General features: G+C 70.2%; 25 protein-coding genes. 18 read left to right on the top strand and 7 right to left on the bottom strand.

Annotation, left to right across the window (positions count from 1 at the left end; genetic code table 11):
* Positions 1 to 39: 39 nt before the first annotated feature.
* Complete coding sequence (hutI, locus tag OHS59_RS18450; protein ID WP_328494503.1) at positions 40 to 1,284, top strand: imidazolonepropionase; 1,245 nt, start codon at positions 40 to 42, stop codon at positions 1,282 to 1,284.
* Here hutI and OHS59_RS18445 read toward each other — a convergent pair whose 3' ends face one another.
* Together OHS59_RS18445 and OHS59_RS18440 are read right to left on the bottom strand one after the other, a co-directional pair.
* On the bottom strand, positions 1,285 to 1,485 hold the full coding sequence (locus OHS59_RS18445; protein WP_328494502.1) for a DUF397 domain-containing protein: 201 nt from the start codon (positions 1,483 to 1,485) through the stop codon (positions 1,285 to 1,287).
* 8 nt (positions 1,486 to 1,493) lie between these two features.
* On the bottom strand, positions 1,494 to 2,345 hold the full coding sequence (locus OHS59_RS18440) for a helix-turn-helix domain-containing protein (RefSeq protein ID WP_328494501.1): 852 nt from the start codon (positions 2,343 to 2,345) through the stop codon (positions 1,494 to 1,496).
* Between the two features lie 205 nt (positions 2,346 to 2,550).
* On the opposite strand from OHS59_RS18440, the gene OHS59_RS18435 reads away from it, so the two are divergent.
* Positions 2,551 to 2,964, top strand: a complete 414-nt coding sequence (locus OHS59_RS18435; protein ID WP_328494500.1) for an ATP-binding protein — start codon at positions 2,551 to 2,553, stop codon at positions 2,962 to 2,964.
* Between the two features lie 31 nt (positions 2,965 to 2,995).
* Positions 2,996 to 3,244 (top strand): hypothetical protein, encoded by a 249-nt coding sequence (locus tag OHS59_RS18430; RefSeq protein ID WP_328494499.1) that lies wholly within the window; start codon positions 2,996 to 2,998, stop codon positions 3,242 to 3,244.
* Between the two features lie 30 nt (positions 3,245 to 3,274).
* Here OHS59_RS18430 and OHS59_RS18425 read toward each other — a convergent pair whose 3' ends face one another.
* Positions 3,275 to 4,828: a ricin-type beta-trefoil lectin domain protein gene (locus OHS59_RS18425; RefSeq protein ID WP_328494498.1), complete on the bottom strand. Its 1,554-nt coding sequence runs from the start codon at positions 4,826 to 4,828 to the stop codon at positions 3,275 to 3,277.
* A 298-nt stretch (positions 4,829 to 5,126) separates the two neighbouring features.
* Positions 5,127 to 6,038 carry an RNA polymerase sigma factor SigF gene (locus tag OHS59_RS18420; RefSeq protein WP_328494497.1) on the bottom strand — a complete coding sequence of 304 codons (912 nt, stop codon included), beginning with the start codon at positions 6,036 to 6,038 and terminating at the stop codon, positions 5,127 to 5,129.
* A 239-nt stretch (positions 6,039 to 6,277) separates the two neighbouring features.
* Between OHS59_RS18420 and OHS59_RS18415 the strand changes: the two genes are divergently transcribed.
* The 6 genes from OHS59_RS18415 (at position 6,278) to OHS59_RS18390 (ending at position 12,308) form a co-directional block, all read left to right on the top strand.
* On the top strand, positions 6,278 to 6,700 hold the full coding sequence (locus OHS59_RS18415) for an STAS domain-containing protein (RefSeq protein ID WP_328494496.1): 423 nt from the start codon (positions 6,278 to 6,280) through the stop codon (positions 6,698 to 6,700).
* A gap of 277 nt (positions 6,701 to 6,977) precedes the next feature.
* The gene (locus OHS59_RS18410; RefSeq protein WP_328494495.1) at positions 6,978 to 7,478 is read left to right on the top strand and encodes an ATP-binding protein; all 501 of its coding nucleotides are present in this window, start codon (positions 6,978 to 6,980) and stop codon (positions 7,476 to 7,478) included.
* Between the two features lie 457 nt (positions 7,479 to 7,935).
* On the top strand, positions 7,936 to 8,643 hold the full coding sequence (locus OHS59_RS18405) for an LPXTG cell wall anchor domain-containing protein (protein WP_328494494.1): 708 nt from the start codon (positions 7,936 to 7,938) through the stop codon (positions 8,641 to 8,643).
* Between the two features lie 37 nt (positions 8,644 to 8,680).
* On the top strand, positions 8,681 to 9,616 hold the full coding sequence (locus tag OHS59_RS18400) for a COG1470 family protein (protein ID WP_328494493.1): 936 nt from the start codon (positions 8,681 to 8,683) through the stop codon (positions 9,614 to 9,616).
* A gap of 50 nt (positions 9,617 to 9,666) precedes the next feature.
* Positions 9,667 to 10,926: a hypothetical protein gene (locus tag OHS59_RS18395; RefSeq protein WP_328494492.1), complete on the top strand. Its 1,260-nt coding sequence runs from the start codon at positions 9,667 to 9,669 to the stop codon at positions 10,924 to 10,926.
* A 77-nt stretch (positions 10,927 to 11,003) separates the two neighbouring features.
* Positions 11,004 to 12,308: a hypothetical protein gene (locus tag OHS59_RS18390; protein WP_328499261.1), complete on the top strand. Its 1,305-nt coding sequence runs from the start codon at positions 11,004 to 11,006 to the stop codon at positions 12,306 to 12,308.
* 258 nt (positions 12,309 to 12,566) lie between these two features.
* Here the strand turns inward: OHS59_RS18390 and OHS59_RS18385 are convergent, their stop codons facing one another.
* The gene (locus tag OHS59_RS18385) at positions 12,567 to 14,069 is read right to left on the bottom strand and encodes an oligopeptide:H+ symporter (protein WP_328494491.1); all 1,503 of its coding nucleotides are present in this window, start codon (positions 14,067 to 14,069) and stop codon (positions 12,567 to 12,569) included.
* Between the two features lie 561 nt (positions 14,070 to 14,630).
* Here OHS59_RS18385 and OHS59_RS18380 point away from each other — a divergent pair.
* Positions 14,631 to 15,308: a response regulator transcription factor gene (locus OHS59_RS18380; RefSeq protein WP_149514234.1), complete on the top strand. Its 678-nt coding sequence runs from the start codon at positions 14,631 to 14,633 to the stop codon at positions 15,306 to 15,308.
* Between the two features lie 173 nt (positions 15,309 to 15,481).
* Positions 15,482 to 16,750 carry an ATP-binding protein gene (locus tag OHS59_RS18375; protein ID WP_328494490.1) on the top strand — a complete coding sequence of 423 codons (1,269 nt, stop codon included), beginning with the start codon at positions 15,482 to 15,484 and terminating at the stop codon, positions 16,748 to 16,750.
* 172 nt (positions 16,751 to 16,922) lie between these two features.
* Here OHS59_RS18375 and OHS59_RS18370 read toward each other — a convergent pair whose 3' ends face one another.
* Positions 16,923 to 17,504, bottom strand: a complete 582-nt coding sequence (locus tag OHS59_RS18370) for a GtrA family protein (RefSeq protein WP_328499260.1) — start codon at positions 17,502 to 17,504, stop codon at positions 16,923 to 16,925.
* A 142-nt stretch (positions 17,505 to 17,646) separates the two neighbouring features.
* On the opposite strand from OHS59_RS18370, the gene OHS59_RS18365 reads away from it, so the two are divergent.
* The 3 genes from OHS59_RS18365 to OHS59_RS18355 are packed head-to-tail and all read left to right on the top strand — an operon-like array spanning position 17,647 to position 20,602.
* Complete coding sequence (locus OHS59_RS18365) at positions 17,647 to 18,867, top strand: 5-(carboxyamino)imidazole ribonucleotide synthase (protein WP_443061462.1); 1,221 nt, start codon at positions 17,647 to 17,649, stop codon at positions 18,865 to 18,867.
* Positions 18,864 to 19,397, top strand: a complete 534-nt coding sequence (gene purE, locus OHS59_RS18360; protein ID WP_328494488.1) for a 5-(carboxyamino)imidazole ribonucleotide mutase — start codon at positions 18,864 to 18,866, stop codon at positions 19,395 to 19,397. The genes OHS59_RS18365 and purE overlap by 4 nt, the downstream gene beginning before the upstream one ends.
* A gap of 5 nt (positions 19,398 to 19,402) precedes the next feature.
* Positions 19,403 to 20,602 (top strand): dipeptidase, encoded by a 1,200-nt coding sequence (locus OHS59_RS18355; RefSeq protein WP_328494487.1) that lies wholly within the window; start codon positions 19,403 to 19,405, stop codon positions 20,600 to 20,602.
* A gap of 10 nt (positions 20,603 to 20,612) precedes the next feature.
* Here OHS59_RS18355 and OHS59_RS18350 read toward each other — a convergent pair whose 3' ends face one another.
* Complete coding sequence (locus OHS59_RS18350; RefSeq protein WP_328494486.1) at positions 20,613 to 21,812, bottom strand: class I SAM-dependent methyltransferase; 1,200 nt, start codon at positions 21,810 to 21,812, stop codon at positions 20,613 to 20,615.
* A gap of 90 nt (positions 21,813 to 21,902) precedes the next feature.
* On the opposite strand from OHS59_RS18350, the gene OHS59_RS18345 reads away from it, so the two are divergent.
* The 4 genes from OHS59_RS18345 to groL all read left to right on the top strand — a co-directional run bounded on the left by OHS59_RS18345 (position 21,903) and on the right by groL (position 26,179).
* Positions 21,903 to 22,874: a polysaccharide deacetylase family protein gene (locus tag OHS59_RS18345; RefSeq protein ID WP_443061461.1), complete on the top strand. Its 972-nt coding sequence runs from the start codon at positions 21,903 to 21,905 to the stop codon at positions 22,872 to 22,874.
* 44 nt (positions 22,875 to 22,918) lie between these two features.
* Positions 22,919 to 23,680 carry a polysaccharide deacetylase family protein gene (locus OHS59_RS18340; protein WP_328494485.1) on the top strand — a complete coding sequence of 254 codons (762 nt, stop codon included), beginning with the start codon at positions 22,919 to 22,921 and terminating at the stop codon, positions 23,678 to 23,680.
* Positions 23,681 to 24,128: 448 nt separating this feature from the next.
* A complete protein-coding gene (groES, locus tag OHS59_RS18335; protein ID WP_328494484.1) occupies positions 24,129 to 24,437 on the top strand; it encodes a co-chaperone GroES in 309 nt (102 codons plus the stop codon).
* Positions 24,438 to 24,553: 116 nt separating this feature from the next.
* Positions 24,554 to 26,179 (top strand): chaperonin GroEL, encoded by a 1,626-nt coding sequence (gene groL / locus OHS59_RS18330; protein ID WP_328494483.1) that lies wholly within the window; start codon positions 24,554 to 24,556, stop codon positions 26,177 to 26,179.
* The last annotated feature ends 11 nt before the right edge of the window (positions 26,180 to 26,190 follow it).

Here is a 26,190-nt window from a genome sequence, read left to right as displayed (position 1 = left end):
GACCAGGCCCCCTTCGCCCCGACAGCCCCCGAGGACGTCATGAGCAGCACGACCGGCGCCACCAGCGGTAGCAATACCGGCAGCACGACCCTCATCACCAACATCGCCAGTCTGGTCACCAACGACTCCTCTCTCGGGTGGGGGTCCCCCCGTTCGAGTAAATTCGAGAATGGGGGAGGGTCTCCGCTCGGTCTGATCCAGAACGCGGCCGTCGTCATCGACGGCGACCGCATCGCTTGGACCGGTGACTCAAGAGAAGCACCCGCCACTGACAATCGGGTCGACGCCGGTGGCCGCGCGGTCGTCCCCGGCTTCGTCGACTCCCACTCGCACCTCGTCTTCGCGGGCGACCGCACGCAGGAGTTCAACGCCCGTATGTCCGGCCGGGCCTACAGCGCCGGCGGCATCCGGACGACCGTCGCCGCGACCCGCGCGGCGAGCGACTCGGAGCTTGAGCGCAACCTCACCCGCTACCTCGCCGAGGCCCTGCGCCAGGGCACGACCACGTTCGAGACGAAGTCCGGCTACGGGTTGACGGTCGAGGACGAGGCGCGGGCCCTGCGGATCGCCGCCGCGCACACCGACGAGGTCACCTACCTCGGCGCGCACATCGTCCCGCCGGACTACGCGGACGACCCCGCCGCGTACGTCGCGCTCGTCACCGGCGAGATGCTCGACGCCTGTGCCCCGTACGCCCGTTGGATCGACGTCTTCTGCGAGAAGGGGGCCTTCGACGGCGATCAGGCCCGCGCGATCCTCACGGCGGGCAAGGCGAAGGGGCTGCACCCCCGCATCCATGCCAACCAGCTCTCGTACGGCCCCGGGGTGCAACTGGCCGTCGAACTGGACGCGGCGAGCGCCGACCACTGCACGCACCTGACCGACGCGGACGTGGACGCCCTCGCGAGCGGTGACACGGTGGCGACGCTGTTGCCCGGCGCGGAGTTCTCCACCCGTGCCGCGTGGCCGGACGCGCGCCGGCTCCTCGACGCGGGCGCCACGGTAGCCCTTTCCACCGACTGCAACCCGGGCTCGTCCTTCACGTCGTCCGTGCCGTTCTGCATCGCGCTGGCGGTACGGGACATGGGGATGACGCCGGACGAGGCGCTCTGGTCGGCCACGGCGGGCGGGGCCGCGGCCCTCCGCCGCACGGACATCGGCCGCGTGGCCCCGGGCGCGTACGCCGACCTGGCGTTTCTGGACGCCCCGAGCCACGTGCACTTGGCCTACCGGCCGGGGGTGCCGCTGGTGAGCGAGGTGTGGCGACGGGGCGCGCGGGTGTGATCAGGGTGCGGCAGGGACCGCGGCCGCTTTCACCCCGCGTATGAGGTGGGCCAACGGGCCTGGTGCGGTGGCGAGTTCGATGCCGGGGGTGTCGCTCTCGCGGAGGTGGAGGTTTCCGGGGGAGGCGGCGACCTCGACGCAGGTGTTGCCTTCGCCGCCGTCGGAGAACGAGGACTTCTGCCAGTGCAGGGTGTGGCTCATGGGGTGCCTCACAGTTCCTTCGTCAGGCGGTGAATGAAGTCACGTGACGTCGTGGGTTCCATAGATGCCTTCCCCACCTTACGGAAGAGTGTTCGGAGCCGTTCCAACTGCGCTTCGGCGTCGATGAACATGGTGCCGCCGGGGGTGTCCTTGAGCCCGGTGTCCAGTTGGGCCAGCGGGCCGCCCAAGTACAACATCGAGGCTCCGGCTCCGGCGAAGTGATCCTGGTCGGCCGGGATGACACGTACGGTCGCATGCCCTTGCTCGATCTCGGCCAGGATGCGGCGGAGTTGAGCGACGGATGACTGGCGGTCGGCCACACGGATTCGTAGTGCGAACTCGTGAATGATCGTCTCGTACGGAGGCGGGTTGTCGCCCTCGATGACGGCATGCCGTTTCATCCGGTGCTCCACCCGAGGTCCCAGCTCACTCTCCGGCAGCTCCGGACGCATGTACCCAAAGATCGCCCGCGCGTAGTCAGGTGTCTGCAGCAACCCGGGAACGTGGGTGATGACGACCTCTCGCAGAAACGTCGCGTGGTGCTCCGCCTCGGCAACATCAAGGTTGACCTGGGGCAGGACTCCCCGGTATTCGTCCCACCACCCGCGTGTGCGATCGCCGGCCATGGCCGCGAGCGAGTCGATCAGCGCTTCATCCGTGCAGGCGTAATGCGCCGCGAGGCGCCGGATGCGCTCCGCGCTGACGCCCGCGATGCCCGCCTCCATCTGACTCATCTGCGTCGAGGTGGAGTTGAGGAACGCGGCAACGTCACGTGCCTTCATGCCGGAAGCCTCGCGCAGCCTGCGCAGTTCGGTTCCCAGGCGAGCCTGACGCGCCGTGGGATGACTCCTTGGCGGCATACGCCCTCCGATTCTCGACAGATCTGCGGTTGTGCCACGTACGGGTGGCAGGTTACGCAGTCGCTTGCAGCGGCATTAATTAATGCCCTACCTTCGGTGACGCACTGCACACGCTGCGGAAGCGCACCGCTCCGTCCTGCCATGACGGCTGCGGCTCTGCCACCGCCCGTGCGACTCATCCCGTACCCACGCCTGGAGCTGCCGCATGCCCGAAACCGAGACCGCTCCCTGGGAGTACTCCGTCTCCATCCCCAACGACCCCCGCGGCGTCACCGTCTGTCGCCGTACCCTCCGCCTGATCCTCACCATGCACGGCCTGATCCGCCTCGTCGATGTCGCCGAACTCCTCGCGGCCGAGCTGGTCGCCAACGCCGTACTCCACACGAAGGGGCCTGCGACTCTCCGCGTCTGCTGGTCGGTCGGGGTCCTGCAGATCGGGGCGTGGGACGCGGACCCCGAACCGCCCGAGCCTCCAGGGGAGTTGGCGAGCCTGACGGACGCCGAGGGCGGCAGAGGCCTCGCCCTGGTCCGCGCGTGCTCCGACGCCTGGGGCTGGCAACCACTGTTCAGATACGGCAACCGAGGCAAGTACGTCTGGTGTGACCTGGCCGCCGTGTAGCTCGTTGATCAAATCGGACAGAGAGGACCTGATGACGGCGATCCAGTACTTCTGGCGACACCCGCTTGCCGAGCAGGTGCGTGAGGAAGGTCGCGAAGAGGGGCGGGCGCAGGAGAGGGCGGAGAGCGTTCTGCGCAATCTTCGCTGGCGCCGGATCGACGTGCCGGACGCCGTTCGCGAGCGCGTCCTCGCTTCCACCGACATGGACGAACTCGGTGCCTGGCTGGAGCGTTCCTACCAGGTCAGCGACTCGTGGGAGTTGTTCACCGAGGGATCCTGAGGCGCCGTACGACTGCACAGCGCGGGTGGTTCAGGCCGCGCCCGCTCGCCATCGCTGGCCCGTTCCGCCGGTGTCCGGGGTCAGGTCCAAGGCGTTGTCGCCGGATGGCGTCAGCGCGTGATCCGGGGCTATGGCCGGGCGGAGGGCGCCCGTCGAGGTCACCGCGAAGCGCAGGTTCGGGCCGTTGCGGCCGTCGAGCGAGTCGCATTCCCAGATGCCCACGCCGTCGTCGGTCGCGCCGCGGCTGTCCAGGCAGAAGTCGGGGTCGGCGTACGACCGCAGAGCGCCCTGGTCCGCGTCGACGCGCCAGCGCTGCGTGCGGGACGAGGAGCAGGTCGCCGTGATCACGTCCGTGCCCTTCTCCAGGTCGCCGTCGCGGATGTCCAGACAGCGGCCCGAGGCGAGGTTGACCACCTGGGTGTAGCTGCCGCCGGGAGGGGACGGGGGCGGCGTCTGCTTCGTGCGCGACGGACTCGGGGCCGCCGACTTCGTGGGGCTCGGACTGCGCGTCGGCTTCGGCGGCTTCGGCGGCTTCGTCGTGCTCGTCGCCGAGGGCAGCGGTGTCGTGGGGACCGTGGCCGTCACCGTCACCGGTGGACGTACGGGAGCCGTGCCGCCCGCCTCCTGGGACCGCGTGCCGTCCGAGGGGACGAGGAAGAGGAGCAGCGGGGCCAGCGCCATCCCCAGCGCCGCGGAGGTCAGGACGAATCGACGGGACGGCGGCCAGGTCCCCAGCGCCACCCAGGGCCCCGACTCGGCCCGCTCGTGGGCGCGCGGCCGGGTCTCGACGGCCGACGCGTACGCCGTGCCGCCCCACGGAAGCAGGCCCTCGGCCAGCGCCGTACGCGGGTCGTCCCGCAGCGCGGAGAGCACCTCGTACGCCGTGGCGCAGTGCCCGCACTCGGCCATGTGGGCGCGCAGATCCGGGCTGTGACGGGGGATGTCGGGGCGTACCGACTCCTCGATCAGCCGGCGGAAGTCCTGGCAGCGCGGGTCACCGGAAGCGGCGAGGTGGGACTTCAGGAAAGTCGCGCGCAACGCCTGGAGCGCCGACTCCGTCCCGTACGTCACGTCCTCGCGGGTGACGCCGAGCAGTTCGGCCGTCTCGTCCTCGGGTACGGGCTCGACCAGCCCGTACCAGATGAGGCCCTGGACCCGGGTGGGGAGCGAGCGGAACGCGTCGAGCATCGGCGGGGTCGGGCCGCCGGGTCCGGACTCGTGCAGCCGCGCGAGCAGTCCGGGGTCGAGCCGGCGGGAGCGCTGGTCCCCGGCCCACGCGACGGCCACCCGCCAGGCCAGGAGGAGGAGCTGGTGCCGCCACGGACCGCGCGGGTCGACCCCGCGTACGGTCTCCTGGGCGGCCAGCGTGAACGCGTGGGCCGTCAGCTCCCGGGCCGCGTACTCGCCGGTGGTGCACAGCCGGGCGTACACGAGAACCGTGGGCCGGTGGCGGGCGCGCAGTTCATCCAGCGCAGCCTGTCCGGTCGAGGCGTCGGCACGCAGCAGTTCCGTGAGCCGCGCGTCGGACGCTCCCGTGTGCACGCCCCCGCCGGGCCGATCGTCTTCGCTCTCGCCCCGAGCCATGCCGCTGCCTCCTCCGCGCCCGTACCGTCGCTCGCTCGCTCGACTGCTGACGTACCAGCCAGTTTGCCGGGTGACCATAGTGAGGGAAGTCGACCAGAGGGGATAGGGGTTGCCGTGGGTAACTCGGATGCGTCAAATGAGGGACGGGCGCGGGGATGAGGAACCGCCCGAGGACGGAACGCGCGGGGCCGAGCCGGTCGCACCGGCTCGGCCCCGCGCATGTCCTTCGTGTTCACCCGCGCATGTCCCGCGTGTTCACCCGCGCACGTCCTGCGGCGCAGGTGCCGCTACTGGACGGTCACTCCTCGACGGTCAGGCCCCTGCGCAGCCGCACCAGCGTCCGCGACAGCAGTCGCGACACGTGCATCTGCGAGATGCCCAGCTCTTCGCCGATCTCCGACTGGGTCAGATTGGCGACGAAGCGCAGGGACAGGATCTGCCGGTCGCGCTGCGGAAGTTCGGCGATCAGCGGCTTCAACGACTCGACGTACTCGATGCCTTCGAGTCCGTGGTCCTCGTAGCCGATACGGTCCGCCAGCGCGCCCTCGGAGTCGTCCTCCTCGGGCTGGGCGTCCAGTGAGCTGGCCGTGTAGGCGTTGGACGCGGCCATGCCCTCGACGACCTCGTCGTTCGACAGCCCCAGACGCTCCGCCAGCTCTCCCACCGTCGGAGCGCGGTCCAGTTGCTGCGCGAGTTCGTCGCCCGCCTTGGCCAGGTCGAGACGGAGTTCCTGAAGCCTTCGCGGCACGCGCACCGACCATGACGTGTCACGGAAGAAACGCTTGATCTCACCGACGATGGTTGGCATCGCGAAAGTCGGGAACTCGACGCCACGGCTCAGCTCGAAGCGGTCGATGGCCTTGATCAGGCCGATGGTGCCGACCTGGATGATGTCTTCCATCGGCTCGCTGCGGGAGCGGAACCGGGAAGCGGCGAACTTGACCAGGGCGAGGTTGAGCTCGACAAGGGTGTTGCGGACGTACGAGTACTCGGGGGTCCCTTCCTCCAGCGACTCCAGTCGCCCGAAGAGGGTCTTGGACAGCGCCCGCGCGTCGACCGGGCCCACCTCGGCGAAGGGGGGGATCTCGGGAAGCCCGGCGAGGCCGGCGTTCTCGTCGGCGGACTCTTCTTCCAGCTGTTCCAGAGGGCGTGTCGACGTCGCCCTCTGGGCCTGCGATGCGTCGAGCCGGGGTGACATGATGTCCTCCATCGTTTTCGGCATATGGCTGCCGATGCCAATACGTGCACTGCGGTGTGCGGCGCCTCCAAAGCCGGCCGTGTCGAAAACTGTCTCTACTAGCCCTACCCGCTTTCGTGACCCTCTCGCAAGTGAGTTATGCGGTGAAATGTCCGATTCTTGGCGGTTGTTCGGGTGTCAGAGTGTGCAGGGAAGGCGTAGGGTTCGAGTGCGTCAACGAACAACCACATCGGTCGGAAGAGAGAGACGGCATGGACCGCGGGACGGTCGGCAGCGCACAGTCGGGCCGGCTTCTGGTCGAGGTGCGAGAAGAGGGCACTAGTGCCGTCGTCACCCCGGCGGGTGAGCTGGATCACCATACGGCGGACCTTTTGCGCGAACCGGTCGAGGACTGCCTCGACCGCGGGTTCGTGCGTCTCGTCGTGGACTGTTCACGGCTGGAGTTCTGTGACTCCACCGGACTGAACGTCCTCCTCGGTGCTCGGCTGAGGGCCGAAGCCGCCGGTGGCGGGGTCCACCTGGCAGGAATGCTGCCCGTGGTGGCCCGGGTCTTCGAGATCACCGGGGCGGAAGCCGTGTTCACCGTGCACGACACGCTGGAAGCGGCATTGGACGACAAGAGCGGGGCAGGCGACTCCCAGGCGGGCGATGCCGGGGCCGGCCGGGGTGACTAGTCACCCCGAGGTGCTGTCCCGCGGCACAGTCGCGGCCAGGATGCCTCCATGTGATCAACGCGATATCGGAGTCACATCATCCGTACCGAACAAGTGGGTGTCCTGACGGTTCGGTCGGGCAGGAGACATCCTGAACAGGTCGACAGACCGAACGGCAAGTGCGCGGCAGTCCCGGATCACTCCCTGAGCCCGAGTGTCCCGAGCTTCCCGAGTGTGCTGTATGTGCTGAGAACTAAGTCTTGATCGTGAACTGGTGAATCGGTGAGGTGAAGCGCTGATGAGCACCACCCGGCCTTACTCGCCGGGCGACCGCGGCCCTGAACCGGGCGACGGCGGCGCTTCCGGGACGTCTCCGGGCGGTACGCCCGGGCGTCGTGCCCTCCGGCTGAACTTCGACGGCGAGAGCGGCGTCGTCCCGCTCGCCCGTGACTTCGCCCGGCAGGCGCTGTACGAGTGGGGATGGCTGCCCGCGGCCACCGCCGACCAGCGGGCCGCGGCGGAGGACGTCCTGCTGGTCGTCTCCGAACTCGTCACCAACGCCTGTCTGCACGCGGAGGGTCCGGACGAGCTCTGGATCTCCTGCGAGAACAAGGTGCTGCGGATCGAGGTGTCCGACCGCGGCGCGGGTCAGCCGGCTCCGCGGACGCCGCACCGGGCGGGGCGGCCCGGCGGGCACGGGATGTTCATCGTGCAGCGGCTGTGCCTGGACTGGGGTGTGATCCGTACGGCGGATGTGCCCGGGAAGACGGTCTGGGCGGAGCTGGGCGCCCCCGCGTAGCGCTCCGCTGTGGTGTGGCGTCGCCCCCTGTGAGGGTGCGTCCGCCTGGCGGGTGTTCGGCCGCGGACCCGGTGAGGGTTGCCCGCGCAGCTCCTCGCGCCCCTGAAAGATCGCGCAGTTCCCCGCGCCCCTGAGGGGGTGGCCGTGCGGCGAGCTCGTCCGTGCGGGCCCCGTGAGGGTTGCTCGCGCCGTTCCCCGCGCCCCTCGAAGGGGGCCCGGCCCATGGTCGGCTGCGGGCCCGTTGTGGCTGGCCGCGCCGTTCCCCGCGCCCCTGAAGGGGTGCGGCTCTTCTTTTCGTAGGGGACCCCTACCTCGTGCGTATCGGATCCTCACGGATCCGGTGCGCACTTTGTCTTCCCTCGGCAAGGGCCCGGGCGTACCTTGACGGCCGATCTGATGTTCCGTCAGGAACTGATTCAGGAACGGTGTCAGGAACGCCTTCGGGAATGAGGGGACCGTGTCATACCGGACGTACCAGAAACGAACCGCCGCGCTCGCGTCCGCCGCGGCCCTGGCCGGCTCGGCGGTGCTGATGGCCGCCCCCGCAGCCCGGGCCGATGTGGTGGACGTCAACTACCAGTGCAAAACCCCGATCGGTGACAAGTCCGCCGTCTCGCCCATCGACATCAAGGGCGTCAAGAGCGGCAGCGGCTACCGACTCACGATGACCTTCGAGAAGGGCGTCTCGTCCAGCCCCGTCGAACTGGGCAAGGGCGCGATGAACCCGAGCGCGGTCATCAAACTCGGCGGCGCCGACAGCGGCACCGTGTCGGTCAAGGGTCCCGCCAACCCGGACGCGATCCCCGCCAACACCCCCATCAAGATCACCGATCTGACCGGGACGTACACCCCGAAGGGAACCGGCAAGGTCACCTTCACCGCGGGTGTGCTGACCATCAAGGCCCTGGGTACGACGACCACCTGCACGCCCGGCAACAACCCGAAGCCCTCGCTGAGCCTGGACGTCACGGCGGCCGGCGGCGGCACCACGGGTGGCTCGGGCACCACCGGCTCCTCGCAGGACGCCCCGGCGGGCGGCGAGGAACTGCCGCAGACCGGGCCCGAGGACAGCGCGATCGCACTCGGCACGCTCGGCGGAACCGTCCTGCTGGCAGGCGCGGCGGGCGTGCTGTGGCTGACCCGGAGGCATCAGGCCCGCGGCTGAACCACCAGGCCACACCCCTTCTGCTTCGGAGCCGCCGATGCCGTTCGCCGTCCGTGCCCTCTGCCTCGCCTCCGTGACCGTGCTCGGCGTCGCCCCGGTCTCCGCGGCCGACGCCGACTGGTCCGTCGTGCCCTCGGCGGGCGGACCGGACGGCCGGCCGTACTTCTACGCGGAGGGCGCGCCCGGCACGGTCCTCCAGGACACGGTGTCGGTGCGCAACCCCGGCGGGAAGCCGCTGACGGTACGGCTCCGGGGCGCCGACGCCGACAACGACGGCGACGGCGCGCTCTCCGTACGGGCGCGGGCGAAGGACACCGGGGCCTGGATCACCTTCGCCGAGCGGACGGTACGGATCCCCGCGCGAACCCGCGCGGACGTGCCCTTCACCGTGAGCGTCCCGGCGGGCACCGCGCCCGGCGACCACCCCGGCGCGATCCTCGCGAGCGCCGGAGGCCGGACCGCGGCGGTACGGGTCCATCTGCGCGTCGGCGGACCGACCCTCTCGGCGCTCACGGTCGAGCACGTGAAGATCCACGACGGCCGGATCTCCTACGAGCTGGTCAACCGCGGCACCACCGTGCTGACCCCGGAGCTCGCCGTACGCGCCGAGGGCCTGTTCGGCGAGGTGCTCGACCGGGCCCCGCGCACCCTGCCCGTCGAACTGCTCCCCGGCCGCCGTGTCGAGCTCGACGAACCCTGGCCCGACCCGCCCGCCCTGGACGGGGTCGACGTCGAGCTGACGGTCACCGCGGAGGGCGGGGCCCGGGCCGGGGCGCACTCGAGAGCGTGGTTCGTGCCGTGGACGGCGGTGGTGGCGGGCGCGCTGTCCGGGCTCGCGGTGTGCGCGGGCGGCGCCCACTGGTTCGTACGACGCGTACGACGTCGGAGGCGGCCCTGGCCGACAGGGGTCACCGAACGGCCGCGTACGGAGGTCGAGACGTCGGAGGCCGAGACGACGGGAGCGGCGACGTGAGCGGTGGCGTGTGCGGCACGGCCGGAGGAGTACGTCGCTGCCGGGAGGCCGTGAGGGTGCGGATCCCCGCCGTGGTGGCGGTGCTCGCGCTCGTCCTGTTCCCGCTGGGAGGGGTGACGGCTTCCGCGGCCCAGAAGGCGGCCCCGAAGCCTGCGGTGAAGCTGTCCAAGTCCCAGGCGGGAACCGGTGGTTCGATCACCGTGAGCGGCAGTGGATGGCGGGCGAAGGCCCTGCTGATGATGCTCGTCTGCGGACAGTCCTCGACCGACCGGGGCGTGATCGGCGGCACCAACTCCTGCGCCAACGCGGACGGACGGGCCGTCACCACCGACGCGAAGGGCCGGTTCAGCAAGAAACTGCCGGTCGCCGAACCGCCCGAACCGTGCCCGTGCGTGGTGCATGTCGCGACGGTCACCGGGGCGAAGGCGGAGGCGGACGCCCCGTTCCTGGTCGCGGGACACGAGGTCGAGCCACTGCCCAAGCAGGACACCGGCGGGCGGCTCTCGGTGCTCACCGACACCCGGCTCGACGGGTCGAGCGGCCTGCTCACCTGGTTCGGCGCGCCGCCGTCCCGCAAGCTCGTCTTCACCGTCGGCAACGTCGGCACCGCCGCCGTGAAGAACCCGGTCTTCCAGATCGGCACCTCGCACGGCGTGTTCGCCCCGCAGTGGGACGAACTGCAGTGGCGCGGCACCATCGGCCCCGGCAAGAAGGCACGGATCACCCTGCCCGTGGAGCTGACGGCCGGTGCGCACGGCGACTACACGGTCTCCCTGAAGTTCAACGGCAAGGTGCTCGCCGAGCAGCCGTGGGGAGTGGGCCGCCCCTGGGGCGTGACGCTCTTCTGGATCCTGGTCTGTGTCGTCGTACCGGCCGCGCTGTTCCGGACCGGGATGGCGGTGGTGGACCGGGTGCGGCCGCACGGTTCCTCCGCCCGCACCGGGCGTTACGGCGCCGGTGGCGCTGGACGCGGGGGACGGTCAGGACGGAATGCGCGGCCCGGCCGTGGCGCGCACGGGGTGCGGCGCGGGGGGCTGCGCCTGCCCGAAGTCACCCTGCGGATGCCGAAGTTGCGTCTTTCGTCGGCCTCGGCGGCGCAGGAAGCCGACGGCCACGAGCCCGACCCGTCCGACAGGTCCGGTGGCGAGGACTCCGTCGACGCCGGCTCAGGTACGCGTACACGGTCCCGTACGAATTCCGCACTGCCCTGGTTCACCCCGGACACCGATCCCGGGGCCGCCGAGGCCGATCAGCTCTCCGCACCGCACGAGAACACTTCGACGACCCCCACCAGGAAGGGAAACACGTGAGCACGCAACGGAGAGTCCGGCCCGGATGGAAGAGACCCGGAGGCGGCCGGAGAGCGAGCGCGGCCGGAGTCGCGATGATGCTCGGCGGTGCGGGAGTCCTGCTGGGTGTGGCGGCGGCGCCCGCCCAGGCCGCCGAGGTGTCCTACGCGACCGACTGCGTACCGCCTCCCGTCTCCGGGCTGCCGACGGTCAAGGGCACCACGAAGGTGGAGATCAGCGCGCCCGCCACGGCGAAGGTCGGCGACGAGGTCGAGGTGGTGTGGAAGTTCGCGCAGGCCGCGTCCAAGAATCCCGACCTCATCGACCTGCCCGCGAACTCCGTCCAGCCGTCCGGCACCCTCAAGGCGGCCGGTGCGCAGGCCGCGTCCGTCGCGATGCAGGGGACGCGCGAGAACCCGGCGATACCCAAGGGCGGGGCGATGGTCCTGTCCGACATGAAGGGCAAGCTGAAACTGACCAAGGCCGGCGAGGTGACGCTGACGCCGGACGCGTACGCCATCAACGTCATGTCCACGGACACCAAGTGCGCGCCGACCGAGACGGTGAAGCCCGCCGCGACCATCAACGTGACGGCGGGGGAGGGGGATCCGCCTCCCGAGTCACCCGACCCGACCGGCCCGGCGCCCACCGGGGGCACGACCGGTGACACCACCGGCGGTACGACCGGGAGCGACGGCGGGGGCGGTGACACGGGCGGCTCCACCGGTGGTGGGGAGCAGACCGACTTCACCGGCAAGGCCGTCGACATCCCCTACGCGTGCAAGACGCCCATCGGGGACAAGAACGCGACCTCGCCGGTGCAGATCAACGCCAAGAAGAACGGCGGGAGTTACGGCCTCACCGTCCAGTTCAAGGGGTCCGTGATGGACAGCCCCGCCGACATCCCGGCGGACTCGGTCAAGCCGTCGATGCAGGTCGTGCTGGGCGGCGCCGACAAGGGCACGGTCGCGGTCGAGGGGCCGACGAACTCCGAGGCGATCAAGTCGGGGGATCCCATGGTGATCTCCGACATGACGGGCACGTACAAGCCGGGCGCGGACGGGGAGTCGACGTTGTCGCCGGGCGTGCTGACGGTGAAGGCGCTCGGGACGACGACCACGTGTACGCCTACGAAGTCGGCGGTTTCGCTGACGTTGGACACGGCTGCCCAGCCCGGGGGTGCGGCGGGTGGAAGTGGCTCCGCCGGTGGGGGTGACTCCGGTGGGAGCGGCTCGGCCGGGAGTGGCTCCGCCGGGGGCGGGCTTGCGGATACCGGGGCCGATGACGGTGGGGGGTTGCGGGCGCTCGGGTTTGTCGCCGGGACCGCGGTTCTGCTCGGCGGGGCCGTGTTCACCTTTATGCCGGGTGCTTGGCGGCGGGCCGCTTCTCGGAGGGCGCCGTAGGGGTGAGCGTGGGGGGAGGCTGCGGGGCCGCTGCGGCTGGCCGCGCAGTTCCCCGCGCCCCTGAAAGCGAAAGGACTGCGCCGTTCCCCGCGCCCCTGAAAGCCCAGAGACAAAAGATTGCGCCGTTCCCCGCGCCCCTAGGGGTGGGTGCCCCCGCGCCCCTGGGTATCCAGGGGCGCGGGGAACGGCGCGGCCGGCCATGGCGCGCACGCAGACGACGTACCGGCAGTCGATGTACCGCCCACCACAGCGGAGCGCCTAGTTCACGTTGCCCATCAAGGACTTGACCTTGTTGCGGTACATGTAGATCGCCACGCCCGCGACCACCGCGAGAGCGGCCTGCAGGGCGACGATGCCCATGCCGTTGAGGTCGACGCCCGCGATGGAGAGCAGCGCCGTCGTGGCGTCGCCGGCGGTGACCGCGAGGAACCAGACACCCATCATCTGCGAGGCGTACTTCGCGGGAGCCATCTTCGTGGTGACGGAGAGGCCGACCGGGGACACGGCCAGCTCGCCGACGGTCTGTACGAAGTAGATGGCGACCAGCCACATCGCGGCGGCCTTGTGACCGCCCTCGGCGATCGACAGCGGGGCCAGGAAGAGGAAGAACGAGGCGCCGACCAGGACCAGACCCGACGCGAACTTCACGATCGTGCTCGGCTCCTTGCCGGCCCGGTTCAGCGCCAGCCACGCCCAGGCGAAGACCGGGGCCAACGCCATGATCATGACGGGGTTGACCGACTGGTACCAGGAGACCGGGAACTCCCAGCCGAAGACGCTGTTCTCGGCCGAGTGCTCGGCGAAGATCGACAGCGTCGAGCCGCCCTGGTCGTAGATCATCCAGAAGACGGCCGCGGCGACGAAGAACCAGATGTACGCGGACATCCTCGACTGCTCGACCCGGGCCAGCGACTTGTCCCGCTTGATCCGGGCGATGACCCAGACCGGGACCACCAGGCCGATGATCGCGAGCGGGGCCATGATCCAGTTCAGCGTGTAGTGGCCGGAGAAGCCGACGACGCCGTAGAAGACCGCGGCGACGGCCAGCCACAGCAGACCCTTGCGCAGGGTCGAGGCCCTCTCCTCGGCGGACAGCGGCGTCGGGACGACGTCGGAGCGCGCGTCGAGGTGGCGGCGGCCCATCAGGAACTGGGCGAGACCCAGCGCCATGCCGAGCGCGGCGAGCGCGAAGCCCAGGTGCCAGTCGACCTTCTCGCCGATGGTGCCGATCACCAGCGGAGCGGCGAAGGCGCCCAGGTTGATGCCGATGTAGAAGACGGTGAAACCGCCGTCGCGGCGCGGGTCGTCCGGGCCCTTGTAGAGGTGGCCGACCATCGTCGAGATGTTGGCCTTCAGCAGACCCGAGCCGATCGCGACGAGACCGAGCCCCGCGAAGAAGGTGCCGGACGAGGGCAGCGCCAGCGTCAGGTGGCCGAGCATGATGACCAGCCCCGCGACGGCGACGGTCTTGCGGGGGCCGAGCACACGGTCCGCGAACCAGCCGCCGGGGAGGGCGAGCAGGTACACGAGCGACAGGTACACCGAGTAGATCGCGGTCGCGGTGGTCGCGTTCATGTGCAGGCCGCCGGGGGCGACCAGGTAGAGCGGGAGCAGTGCCCTCATGCCGTAGTAGGAGAACCTCTCCCACATCTCGGTCATGAAGAGTGTGGCCAGTCCGCGGGGGTGGCCGAAGAAGGTCATCTCGGAACCGGAACCGGGGGTGCCCGGAGAGACCGAGTCCTTCGTCAGGCTGGACGCCATGGTCGTTCCTTGCTGGTCGGGACGCGCCGCTGGAGCGGAGTGGGATTGCGCGCCCGGTGGGGGTGGCGGCCGGCACCGGCGGGAGGGCCGTCCCGCCCCACGCCCACGGGGAGTCCGCTCCGGGCTCGGAGCGGTGGACGACGACCACCGGGATCCACGCCCGTCGCGCGTTCTCGCGCTCGGGGCCCGGCCACAGGTCATTCCTTTCGAGGCTGGCAGGCGCCAGCCCGCACACAAAAGAGACCTTCAGCGCGAAGCCACCGCCAAAGGTCCCTGTGTGGTGCTACAGGCGTCCGGTCACCATAAGGCTCCACGTCGCATCAATGCCGCATATGGCATGACTTGAGATATGGATCACAGGTGTGGATGGAACCATGCGTGCGAATCGAAGGACGTTCACAGATTTACAGCCTCAACCAAAGGGTCGCATGTCCGTCACGCACCCATCACGCGCTCGTCGCGCGTCCACGGCGCGTCCGCCGCATGTCCCGTACGGCCCAGGACAATCACAGATGTCGATCACCCTCACTGTGCTGGTCCACAGCGGACTACCATCACTTCATGACCCGAGTACTGCTCGCCGAGGACGACGCGTCCATCTCGGAGCCCCTGGCTCGCGCCCTGCGCCGAGAGGGGTACGAGGTTGAGGTACGCGAGGACGGACCCACGGCGCTCGACGCCGGCATCCAGGGCGGTATCGATCTGGTCGTGCTCGACCTCGGGCTGCCAGGCATGGACGGACTGGAGGTCGCCCGGCGGCTGCGCGCCGAGGGGATGACCGTGCCGATCCTCATCCTGACCGCGCGCGCCGACGAGGTGGACACCGTCGTCGGTCTGGACGCGGGCGCCGACGACTACGTCACCAAGCCCTTCCGCCTGGCCGAACTGCTGGCCCGGGTCCGGGCCCTGCTCCGGCGCGGCGCGGCCGAGCCCCAGCAGCCGCCCGCCACCCACGGGGTGCGCATCGACGTCGAGTCGCACCGGGCGTGGATGGGCGACGAGGAGCTCCAGCTGACCGCCAAGGAGTTCGACCTGCTCCGGGTGCTCGTCCGGGACGCGGGCCGGGTCGTCACGCGCGATCAGCTGATGCGCGAGGTCTGGGACACCACGTGGTGGTCGTCCACCAAGACGCTCGACATGCACATCTCCTGGTTGCGCAAGAAGCTGGGCGACGACGCGGCGAATCCGCGGTACATCGCGACGGTACGAGGAGTGGGTTTCCGCTTCGAGAAGAGCTGAGCGGTTCGCTCCGCCGGGTTTGACCGGGGCGCCTTGTCGCCGGGGCGCTCCGGCGGCGGCGGGCGGTTGCGGGCCGGTGGGGGCCTGGCGCGCGGTTCCCCGCGCCCCCGAAGGGGCGCCACCGGGCGCCCCGGGCCACACTGGTTCGCCTAGTCATCTGCCCGGAGGGACCTGTGCGTCGCCGTCTGATCAATTCCACGCTGGCCGTCGTGCTGGTCGTGATCGCCGTGTTCGGGGTCTCGCTCGTCATCGTCGAGACCCGCACGATCAGCAACAGCGCCCAGGAGCGGGTGGACTCCGAGGCGGTGCGGCTGGTGAGCATCGTCGACAGCCGCATCCTCGGCGACGAGCAGGTCAACGCCCGCGTCCTCAAGGACCAGGTCACGGGCGACCGGTACGCGCGCATCGAGATCCCCGGCCGCGACTCCATCCACATCGGCACTCCGCCCACCGGTGACGTCATCACGTCCACCCGCGAGGGCGAGGAGGGCGAGACCGTCACGGTGGAGGAGGCGCGCTCGGCGGTCACCCGTGAGGTCGGCCGGACGCTTCTGATCATCGCGGCGGTGGCCCTGCTCGCGGTGATCGCCGCCGTCCTCCTCGCGGTACGCCAGGCCAACCGGCTCACCTCCCCGCTCACCGACCTCGCGGAGACCGCGGAGCGCCTCGGATCGGGCGACCCGCGCCCGCGGCACAAGCGGTACGGGGTTCCGGAGCTGGACCGGGTCGCCGACGTGCTGGACAGCTCGGCCGAGCGCATCGCCCGCATGCTGACGGCCGAACGGCGCCTGGCCGCCGACGCCTCGCACCAGCTGCGTACACCGCTGACCGCGCTGTCCATGCGGCTGGAGGAGATCACGCTCACCGACGATCCGAGCACGGTCAAGGAGGAGGCGACCATCGCGCTGGGGCAGGTCGAGCGCCTCACCGACGTGGTGGAACGGCTGCTGACCAACGCCCGCGACCCGCGCACCGGCTCCGCCGTCACCTTCGACCTCGACGAGGTCATCAAGCAGCAGCTCGCCGAGTGGCGCCCGGCCTACCGCAACGCGGGCCGCGCGATCGTCAGCTCCGGCAAGCATCATCTGCAGGCCGTGGGGACGCCGGGGGCCGTGGCCCAGGTTCTTGCCGCGCTGATCGAGAACTCGCTGATGCACGGGGGTGGCACGGTCGCGCTGCGCACGCGGGTGACCGGCAATCAGGCCGTGATCGAGGTCACCGACGAGGGGGCGGGGGTGCCGGCGGATCTGGGCGCGCGGATCTTCGAGCGGGCGATCAGCGGGCGGAACTCGACGGGGATCGGGCTCGCTGTCGCCCGTGACCTCGCGGAGGCGGACGGGGGGCGGTTGGAGATGCTTCAGGCGCAGCCGCCTGTGTTCGGGCTGTTCTTGTCCCGTACGCCCTTGAAGCGGCGGGAGGGGGAGGAACCCACGGTTCGGTAGGGCTCCGCCGCCCGTTGGCTTCGCGCCCTGGATGTGCGCGGCGCCGCTGGGGCGGGTCGCGCAGTTCCCCGCGCCCCTGAAGGGCGAAGGCCCCGCGCCCCCGAAGGGCGAAAGACGAAAGACTGCGCCGTTCCCCGCGCCCCCGAAGAGGCGCTCCCTGTGAGCCTCGGGCTCAGCGGACGCGTTGGACCTGGCGGAAGCCGTGGGTCGGGATGTCCTCGTCGAGGTAGGGCGCCGGGGGCTCCAGGAACGATTCGGCGTCGGCCACGGGCTCGGGGTCGGGGACGACCTCCGGGGCGACCCGGAAGACCCATGTGCGGTAGGACCAGAAGCGGAAGAGCGTCGCGATGCCGATACCGACGAACTTGAAGACGTTGCTCGCGAGCGGGCTGTCGAAGCCCAGGCCGTACGTGGCGGCGAAGAGGAAACCGTTCTCGATGACGAGGCCGATCGCGCTGAACAGCACGAAAAGCGTCAGTTCCTTGGTACGGCCACTCTTGTCACGCTCGCGATAGGTGAAGTAGCGGAAACCGATGTAGTTCGAGACGATCGCCACAACCGTCGCGATCACACTGGCCCGGACGACCTGGAGATCGGTGGTACTGCGCACCAGGTTGAAGACGATCAGGTTGACGAGGAGACCCGCTCCGCCGACCGCGCCGAACTTGGCGACTTCCCTGGTCAGGCGCTCGATCCGGACACGAACGGCGCTGACCGGCCTGGCATGAGCCCCACGTTTACCACCTGTGCCCATGGTGTCGCCCAGCCCCCGTCTCGTCGGATACGCCATTTTCGTCAACCTTCGTCGACTCCGCCATGCTAACCAGCGGTTCCCTCCGGTGCCCGGCTCGGACTCGAAGATGTGGCCCGGATGTGATGAACCCGCACAATTTCCGATGATCGGGCGCGCGACAGGAGTGGCCCGATATGGCCGATACCCTGGTGGTGTGACGTTCCCGGTAGTCGGCATGGTCGGCGGGGGGCAGCTCGCTCGTATGACACACGAGGCGGGCATCCCGCTCGGCATCAGGTTCAAGCTCCTCAGTGACACCCCCCAGGACTCTGCGGCGCAGGTGGTCAGCGAAGTCGTCGTCGGCGACTATCGCGACCTCGGCACGCTGCGGGCCTTCGCGCGGGGCTGCGACGTGATCACTTTCGATCACGAACATGTACCCACCGAGCATCTGCGGGCACTGGAGGCGGACGGCATCCCCGTGCGCCCCGGCCCCGACGCGCTCGTGCACGCCCAGGACAAGGGTGTGATGCGCGCGAAGCTCGTCGAGATCGGGGTGCCGTGCCCACGGCACCGGATCGTGAGCGATCCGGCCGACGTGGTGGCCTTCGCGGCGGAAGGGCTCCCCGAGGGCGCCGACGGGTCCGAGGGGGACGGCTTCCCCGTCGTCCTCAAGACCGTCCGCGGCGGCTACGACGGCAAGGGCGTGTGGGTCGTACGGTCCGCGGCCGACGCCGAGGACCCCTTCCGGGCCGGCGTCCCGGTCCTCGCGGAGGAGAAGGTCGACTTCGTACGCGAGCTGGCCGCCAACGTCGTACGGTCGCCGCACGGCCAGGCCGTGGCGTACCCGGTCGTCGAGTCCCAGCAGGTCGACGGGGTGTGCGACACGGTGATCGCGCCCGCGCCCGGCATCTCGGACGAGCTCGCGCTCCGGGCGGAGGAACTGGCCCTGCGCATCGCGAAGGAACTCGGCGTCGTCGGCCACCTCGCCGTCGAGCTCTTCGAGACCCGTGACGGCCGCATCCTCGTGAACGAGCTGGCCATGCGCCCGCACAACTCCGGCCACTGGACCCAGGACGGCGCGATCACCTCCCAGTTCGCCAACCACGTCCGCGCGGTCCTGGACCTGCCCCTGGGCGACCCGCGCCCGCGCGCGAAGTGGACGGTCATGGTGAACGTCCTGGGGGGCGACTACCCCGACATGTACTCCGCGTACCTGCACTGCATGGCACGCGACCCCCAGCTCAAGATCCACATGTACGGAAAGGACGTGAAGCCCGGCCGCAAGGTGGGCCACGTCAACACCTACGGCGACGACCTCGACGACGTGCTGGAGCGCGCCCGTCACGCAGCCGGCTACCTCAGAGGAACGATCACCGAATGAGCCCTGTCGTAGGCATTGTCATGGGGTCGGACTCCGACTGGCCCGTCATGGAGGCGGCCGCGCAGGCCCTCGACGAGTTCGACATCCCGTACGAGGTGGACGTGGTCTCCGCCCACCGGATGCCGCGCGAGATGATCACGTACGGCGAGGAGGCGGCCGGGCGTGGCCTGAAAGCGATCATCGCGGGTGCGGGTGGCGCCGCCCATCTGCCCGGCATGCTCGCCTCGGTCAGCCCGCTGCCCGTGATCGGTGTGCCGGTCCCGCTGAAGTACCTGGACGGCATGGACTCGCTGCTGTCGATCGTCCAGATGCCGGCCGGTGTCCCGGTCGCCACGGTCTCGGTGGGCGGCGCGCGCAACGCGGGCCTGCTGGCCGCCCGCATCCTGGCCACGCACGACGAGGAACTCCTCGGCAGGATGCGTGACTTCCAGCAGGAGCTGAACGACCAGGCCACCGAGAAGGGCAGGCGGCTGCGCTCCAAGGTCGAGAGCAGCACGGGCACGGGCAACGGCTTCGGCTTCGGGAAGTGACGGACATGACTTCTTCGGACGACGCCCAGGCACTCCTCGCCGACGCCCGCGCATTTCTCGCCGAGTTCCCCGTGGTCGACGGGCACAACGACCTCCCCTGGGCGCTGCGCGAGCAGGTCCGCTACGACATCGGGGCCCGCGACATCGCCGGGGACCAGAGCGCCCATCTGCACACCGACCTGGCGCGGCTGCGCGCGGGCGGTGTCGGCGCGCAGTACTGGTCGGTGTACGTGCGCTCGGACCTGCCCGGCGCGGTCACGGCGACCCTCGAACAGATCGACTGCGTACGGCAGCTGATCGAGCGCTACCCGGCGGACCTGCGCGGCGCCCTGACCGCCGCGGACATGGAGGCGGCGCGCGCCGAGGGCCGTATCGCCTCGCTGATGGGCGCCGAGGGCGGCCACTCGATCGACAACTCCCTCGCCACCCTGCGCGGCCTGTACGAGCTGGGGGTCCGCTACATGACCCTCACCCACAACGACAACATCGCGTGGGCGGACTCGGCGACGGACGAGCCGGCGGTCGACGGGCTGTCGCCCTTCGGCCACGAGGTCGTACGTGAGATGAACCGCCTGGGCATGCTGGTGGACCTCTCCCACGTGGCCGCCACGACCATGCGGGACGCGCTGGACACGTCCACCGCGCCGGTGATCTTCTCCCACTCGTCCGCGCGCGCGGTCTGCGACCACCCGCGCAACATCCCGGACGACGTGCTGGAGCGCCTGCCGGCCAACGGCGGTGTGGCGATGGTGACGTTCGTGCCGAAGTTCGTCCTCCAGGCCGCCGTCGACTGGACGGTCGCCGCGGACGAGAACATGCGGGAGCACGGCTTCCACCACCTCGACACGACGGCCGACGGGATGAAGGTCCACCGCGCGTTCGAGGAGACCCACCCCCGGCCCGTCGCGACCGTCTCGACGGTCGCCGACCACCTCGACCACATGCGTGAGGTGGCGGGCGTCGACCACCTCGGCATCGGCGGCGACTACGACGGCACGCCGTTCACCCCCGAGGGTCTGAACGACGTCTCCGGCTACCCGAACCTGATCGCGGAGCTCCTGGACCGCGGCTGGTCGAAGCCGGACCTCGCCAAGCTGACCTGGCAGAACTCGGTACGGGTGCTGGCCGCGGCGGAGGACGTGGCGCGCGACGAGCAGTCCCGCAGGGGCCCGTCGAACGCGACCCTGGAGCAGTTGGACGGCTAGCTGCCGGGTGTCAGGCGCCGGATGCGGTGACGGGGTGCCCCAGGAGCATGGTGGGGGCGCCCTGCACCCGCGTCAGGAACACGGTCGCGGAGTGCGGCCCCCGCGGCTTCACCTTGCGCCGCAACTCCTCCGGCTCGACCGCCGATCCGCGCTTCTTCACGGTCAGGATGCCCACCTCGCGCTCCCGCAGCAGCGTCTTCAGCTTCTTGACGCCGAAGGGGAGCTGATCGGTGATCTCGTAGGCGGTGGCGTACGGGGTGGCCGTGGCGGAGTCCGCGGTGATGTAGGCGATCGTCTCGTCGACCAGCCCTCCGCCGTCCAGCTCCTCGGCGGCCTCGGCGACCAGATGCGCGCGGATGACGGCGCCGTCGGGCTCGTACAGGAAACGGCCCACGGGCCGCACCTGGGGGTCGGGCAGTCCGCGGCCCAGGAGGGTGCGCGCTCCGGGCAGCAGGGTCGCGCGGACGGAGCTCGCCTCCCCGGTGCCGAACCACAGCACGGCCTCCTTCACGTCCCCGGAGTCCGAGATCCACTCGGCCCCGGCCTCGGCGGGGACGGCCTCGTGGGGGATGCCCGGGGCGATCTTCAGCGCGGCGAGAGGCGCCTTGCGGGCGGCCTGGACGGCCCACGACAGGGGTGGTGAGTAGCCCTCGGGGTCGAAGATCCGCCCCCGCCCGCCCCGGCGTCCCGGATCCACGAACACGGCGTCGTACCCGGCGGTGTCGACCTCGGTGACATCCGCCTCGCGGACCTCGATCAGCCCCTCCAGTCCGAGCGCCTCGGCGTTCGCCCGGGCCACGGCCGCAGTCAGCGGGTCCCGGTCGACGGCGAGGACCCGGATCCCGGCGCGGGCGAGCGCGATCGCGTCACCGCCGATGCCGCAGCACAGGTCGGCCACGGACCGCACCCCGAGCGCCTGGAAGCGCGCGGCACGGTACGCGGCGACGCTCGCCCGGGTCGACTGCTCGACCCCGTTCGGCGTGAAGAACATCCGCGCCGCGTCCGCCGCGCCGAACTTCGCGACGGCCCGCTGCCGCAGCCGCGCCTGGCCGAGCACGGCGGACACGAGCCCGACGGGGTGATCGCGCCGCAGCCGCGTCGCCACGGCCAGCTCCTGGGCCGGTTCGGTACCGCGCACCTCGTGGAGAAGGGCACGTCCCTCGGACGTGAGCAGAGCGGCGAAGGAGGCCAGTGGATCGAGGTCGTTCACCGCCCCATTGTGGGCCAGTCGGTGGACGGCACGCGCGCGACGGCGGTGTCGGGCCGGGAAAGGGGTTGTGACCTGGGAGTATCCGGCCCCATGCGACTTGTACGACAATCCGACAGTGGCGGTGCGAACAGGGATCGGACGGGTGCCCCTTCAGGGGCGCGGGGAACTGCGCGACCAGCCCCCACCGGCCCGCAGGTCGTCGCCCGCCCGTCCCGCCCGGCACGCGCTGCGCTCGTCCTGCTGACGGCCGGCGCACTGGCCGCGGGCTGTGGGGACGGGAAACCCACGCCCGAAGTCATCAAGCCGGCCGCAGGCCAACAGGCCAAAGCCGAACTCCGCCAGGAGCAGCGCGCCCACGCCGCCGCGGTGAAGAGATGGGGCCTGGCCAAGACCCCCCTGCCCGCACCCCCCGCCCCCGCGAAGAAGCCGCACATCGACACCCGCGAGGGCTTCGAGGTGGAGGACCACGAAGGACTCCCGCCCGTCTTCACGACGATCCCCACCAAGGACAAGGTCGTCTTCCTCACCATCGACGACGGCGCCGAGAAGGACCCGGCGTTCCTGCGGATGATGAGCGAGCTGAAGATCCCTTACACCGCGTTCCTCAGTGACTACCTGGTCAAGGAGGACTACGGATACTTCAAGAAGATGCAGGCCGCGGGGGTGTCGCTGAACAACCACACCCTCCACCACCGCTACATGCCGGGCCTGTCGTACGCCGCGCAGAAGCGCGAGATCTGCGGCATGCAGGACGTGATCGAGAAGCGGTACGGAAAGCGTCCGACGCTCTTCCGCCCGCCCTTCGGCAACTACAACGAGGACACCCTGCGCGCGGCCGGGGCCTGCGGCATCAAGGCGGCCCCCCTCTGGAACGAGGAGGTCTTCGTCGACCGCTGGGACTACCGGGAGTGGGACCGCGACCTGCGCCCCGGAGACATCGTTCTCAGCCATTTCCGCGGCAAGGAGGACTGGGAGGGCACGATGCCCGACATGATCCGCCGCTTCCTGAAGCTGATCACCGACAAGGGGTACGCGGTGGCACGCCTGGAGGACTACCTGTGAGGCGGTGGGGGGCCGCGAGGCGGCGGGGGACCACCGCCGCGGTGGTGACCGCCGCGCTCTGCCTCTCCGGCTGTCTCGCAGGCTGCGCCCAGTCCGTCGACCCGATCGAGAGACTGGGCAAGAAGGCCGCGCAGAAGGTACGCACACACGCGCCCCCTGTGGACGCGTACCGCCGCTGGGGGCTGCGTGCCCCGCTCGCCGCGGCGCCGGTCCCGCCTGCCCCGTCCGTCCCCCGGCCCGCCGTACGGGCCGCGGGGCCCGGTCTGCCGCCCGTCGTGGACCGTGTCCCGACCCGCGACAAGGTCGTCTTCCTGACCTTCGACGACGGTGCCGAGAAGGACCCTCGGTTCGTCGACATGGTGCGGGAGCTTCGGCTGCCGGTCAGCGTGTTCCTCACGGACAGCGTCGTCGGGCCGGGGTACGCCCACTTCGGGCGGCTGCGCGCGGTCGGCGCGAGTGTGCAGAACCACACGCTCGACCATCCGTACCTGCCCGGTCTGCCGTACGCGGGGCAGCGGGCCGAGATCTGCGGTCAGCAGGAGAAGCTCAAGGAGCGCTTCGGGATCCGGCCGCGGCTGTTCCGGCCGCCCTACGGCGACTACAACGACGACACGCTGCGGGCGGCGGCGGACTGTGGGATCGCCGCGGTTGTTCTTTCGCGGGAGGCGGAGCGGTTGCGGGCGGGGGACATCCTGTACTGCCCGGAGGGCGTGAGTGGCGTCACGTTGACGGCGGCGACCACCAAAATCCTGAACCGGATCCAGAAGCAGGGCTTCACTGTGGCTCGGCTTGAGGACTACCTGTAGGGGATCCCTAGGGGTTTCCTCGCCCCCGCCCGCCCCTACCCGTTCCCGTCCACGCATGGGGGCTGCGCCCCCTCGCCCCCGTTGCGCAGTTCCCCGCGCCCCCAGGCACCTGGGGGCGCGGGGAACTGCGCAATCGTTCGGGCCCGCCCCATCGAACGCCCACGCGAAAACGCTCCAGCCCGTCCGGCGCTTGAGGACAGGGGGGTCCGGGGCGCAGCCCCAGGGGCGCGTTCACCCCCGTTTGACCCGCCCACATACGCCCGACCGCCGGAGGCAACTGGCACTCCGCTTGACCGAGTGCTAATCGCAGTCATAGTCTCGGCTCTGGCACTCACCACAGGAGAGTGCCAATAGCGACGGGCAGGTCCGGCACCCGCGACGACGGATCCACCTGGTCGCCACCTCAGACAGTTAACCCCGTGAGATCTCCGAAGGGGGAGGTCGGATCGTGACGACCACCAGCTCCAAGGTTGCCATCAAGCCGCTTGAGGACCGCATTGTGGTCCAGCCGCTCGAAGCCGAGCAGACCACCGCCTCTGGCCTGGTCATTCCGGACACCGCGAAGGAGAAGCCCCAGGAGGGCGTCGTCCTGGCCGTCGGTCCGGGCCGCTTCGAGAACGGCGAGCGTCTTCCGCTCGACGTGAAGACCGGCGACATCGTGCTTTACAGCAAGTACGGCGGCACCGAAGTGAAGTACAACAACGAGGAGTACCTCGTCCTCTCGGCCCGCGACGTGCTCGCGATCATCGAGAAGTAATTCACCCAGGTTTGCTTTGAACTGCGCCCCTGGCCCCCGCGAGTACTGCACACGAGTACTGAAAAGCCGGGTGCTGGGGGCGTTGTTCGTTTTTTCGAGAGGACTGAATCAGCTCCATGGCGAAGATCCTGAAGTTCGACGAGGACGCCCGTCGTGCCCTTGAGCGCGGCGTCAACAAGCTTGCCGACACGGTCAAGGTGACGATCGGCCCCAAGGGCCGCAACGTCGTCATCGACAAGAAGTTCGGCGCCCCCACCATCACCAACGACGGTGTCACGATCGCCCGCGAGGTCGAGCTCGACGACCCGTACGAGAACCTCGGCGCCCAGCTGGTGAAGGAGGTGGCGACCAAGACCAACGACATCGCGGGTGACGGTACGACCACCGCCACCGTGCTGGCCCAGGCTCTGGTGCGCGAGGGCCTGAAGAACGTCGCCGCCGGCGCGTCCCCCGCCCTCCTCAAGAAGGGCATCGACGCGGCCGTCGCCGCGGTCTCCGAGGAGCTCCTCGCGACCGCGCGCCCCATCGACGAGAAGTCCGACATCGCGGCCGTCGCCGGTCTGTCCGCGCAGGACAGCCAGGTCGGCGAGCTCATCGCCGAGGCGATGGACAAGGTCGGCAAGGACGGTGTCATCACCGTCGAGGAGTCCAACACCTTCGGTCTGGAGCTGGACTTCACCGAGGGCATGGCCTTCGACAAGGGTTACCTCTCGCCCTACATGGTGTCCGACCAGGAGCGTATGGAGGCCGTCCTCGACGAGCCTTACATCCTGATCCACCAGGGCAAGGTCTCCTCGATCCAGGACCTGCTGCCCCTCCTTGAGAAGGTCATCCAGACCAACGCGTCGAAGCCGCTGCTGATCATCGCCGAGGACGTCGAGGGCGAAGCCCTGTCGACCCTGGTCGTGAACAAGATCCGCGGCACGTTCAACGCGGTGGCCGTCAAGGCGCCCGGCTTCGGTGACCGCCGCAAGGCCATGCTCGGTGACATCGCCACGCTCACCGGCGCCACGGTCATCGCCGAGGAGGTCGGCCTCAAGCTCGACCAGGTCGGCCTGGACGTGCTGGGCACCGCCCGCCGCGTGACCGTCACCAAGGACGACACGACCATCGTCGACGGCGGCGGCAACAGCGCCGACGTGGCCGGCCGTGTCAACCAGATCAAGGCCGAGATCGAGTCCACGGACTCCGACTGGGACCGCGAGAAGCTCCAGGAGCGCCTCGCGAAGCTGGCCGGCGGCGTGTGCGTGATCAAGGTCGGCGCCGCCACGGAGGTGGAGCTGAAGGAGAAGAAGCACCGTCTGGAGGACGCCATCTCCGCGACCCGCGCCGCGGTCGAGGAGGGCATCGTCTCCGGTGGTGGCTCCGCGCTCGTCCACGCCGTGAAGGTCCTCGACGGCAACCTCGGCAAGACCGGCGACGAGGCGACCGGTGTCGCCGTCGTCCGCAAGGCCGCCGTCGAGCCGCTGCGCTGGATCGCCGAGAACGCCGGCCTGGAGGGTTACGTCATCACCTCCAAGGTCGCCGAGCTCGACAAGGGCCAGGGCTTCAACGCCGCGACCGGCGAGTACGGCGACCTGGTCAAGGCCGGCGTCATCGACCCGGTCAAGGTCACCCGTTCCGCCCTGGAGAACGCCGCCTCCATCGCCTCGCTGCTCCTCACGACCGAGACCCTGGTCGTCGAGAAGCCGGCCGAGGAAGAGGCCGACGCGGGCCACGGCGGCCACGGGCACTCCCACTAGTCGCTTCACTG

The sequence above is a fragment of the Streptomyces sp. NBC_00414 genome, assembly GCF_036038375.1.
Classification (GTDB): domain Bacteria; phylum Actinomycetota; class Actinomycetes; order Streptomycetales; family Streptomycetaceae; genus Streptomyces.
Note: the sequence above shows the minus strand (reverse complement) of the source record. Positions and strands in the feature narration are given on the sequence as shown.

Coding starts and splice junctions, on each gene's coding strand:
- OHS59_RS18400 (WP_328494493.1), top strand. CDS start 8,681: ATGCCGTTCGCCGTCCGTGCCCTCTGCCTCGCCTCCGTGACCGTGCTC.
- OHS59_RS18435 (WP_328494500.1), top strand. CDS start 2,551: ATGCCCGAAACCGAGACCGCTCCCTGGGAGTACTCCGTCTCCATCCCC.
- OHS59_RS18425 (WP_328494498.1), bottom strand. CDS start 4,828: ATGGCTCGGGGCGAGAGCGAAGACGATCGGCCCGGCGGGGGCGTGCAC.
- OHS59_RS18355 (WP_328494487.1), top strand. CDS start 19,403: ATGACTTCTTCGGACGACGCCCAGGCACTCCTCGCCGACGCCCGCGCA.
- purE (WP_328494488.1), top strand. CDS start 18,864: ATGAGCCCTGTCGTAGGCATTGTCATGGGGTCGGACTCCGACTGGCCC.
- OHS59_RS18370 (WP_328499260.1), bottom strand. CDS start 17,504: ATGGGCACAGGTGGTAAACGTGGGGCTCATGCCAGGCCGGTCAGCGCC.
- OHS59_RS18410 (WP_328494495.1), top strand. CDS start 6,978: ATGAGCACCACCCGGCCTTACTCGCCGGGCGACCGCGGCCCTGAACCG.
- OHS59_RS18385 (WP_328494491.1), bottom strand. CDS start 14,069: ATGGCGTCCAGCCTGACGAAGGACTCGGTCTCTCCGGGCACCCCCGGT.
- OHS59_RS18430 (WP_328494499.1), top strand. CDS start 2,996: ATGACGGCGATCCAGTACTTCTGGCGACACCCGCTTGCCGAGCAGGTG.
- OHS59_RS18365 (WP_443061462.1), top strand. CDS start 17,647: ATGATCGGGCGCGCGACAGGAGTGGCCCGATATGGCCGATACCCTGGT.
- OHS59_RS18345 (WP_443061461.1), top strand. CDS start 21,903: ATGCGACTTGTACGACAATCCGACAGTGGCGGTGCGAACAGGGATCGG.
- OHS59_RS18420 (WP_328494497.1), bottom strand. CDS start 6,038: ATGGAGGACATCATGTCACCCCGGCTCGACGCATCGCAGGCCCAGAGG.
- OHS59_RS18380 (WP_149514234.1), top strand. CDS start 14,631: ATGACCCGAGTACTGCTCGCCGAGGACGACGCGTCCATCTCGGAGCCC.
- OHS59_RS18390 (WP_328499261.1), top strand. CDS start 11,004: ATGCTCGGCGGTGCGGGAGTCCTGCTGGGTGTGGCGGCGGCGCCCGCC.
- hutI (WP_328494503.1), top strand. CDS start 40: ATGAGCAGCACGACCGGCGCCACCAGCGGTAGCAATACCGGCAGCACG.
- OHS59_RS18415 (WP_328494496.1), top strand. CDS start 6,278: ATGGACCGCGGGACGGTCGGCAGCGCACAGTCGGGCCGGCTTCTGGTC.
- OHS59_RS18445 (WP_328494502.1), bottom strand. CDS start 1,485: ATGAGCCACACCCTGCACTGGCAGAAGTCCTCGTTCTCCGACGGCGGC.
- groL (WP_328494483.1), top strand. CDS start 24,554: ATGGCGAAGATCCTGAAGTTCGACGAGGACGCCCGTCGTGCCCTTGAG.
- OHS59_RS18440 (WP_328494501.1), bottom strand. CDS start 2,345: ATGCCGCCAAGGAGTCATCCCACGGCGCGTCAGGCTCGCCTGGGAACC.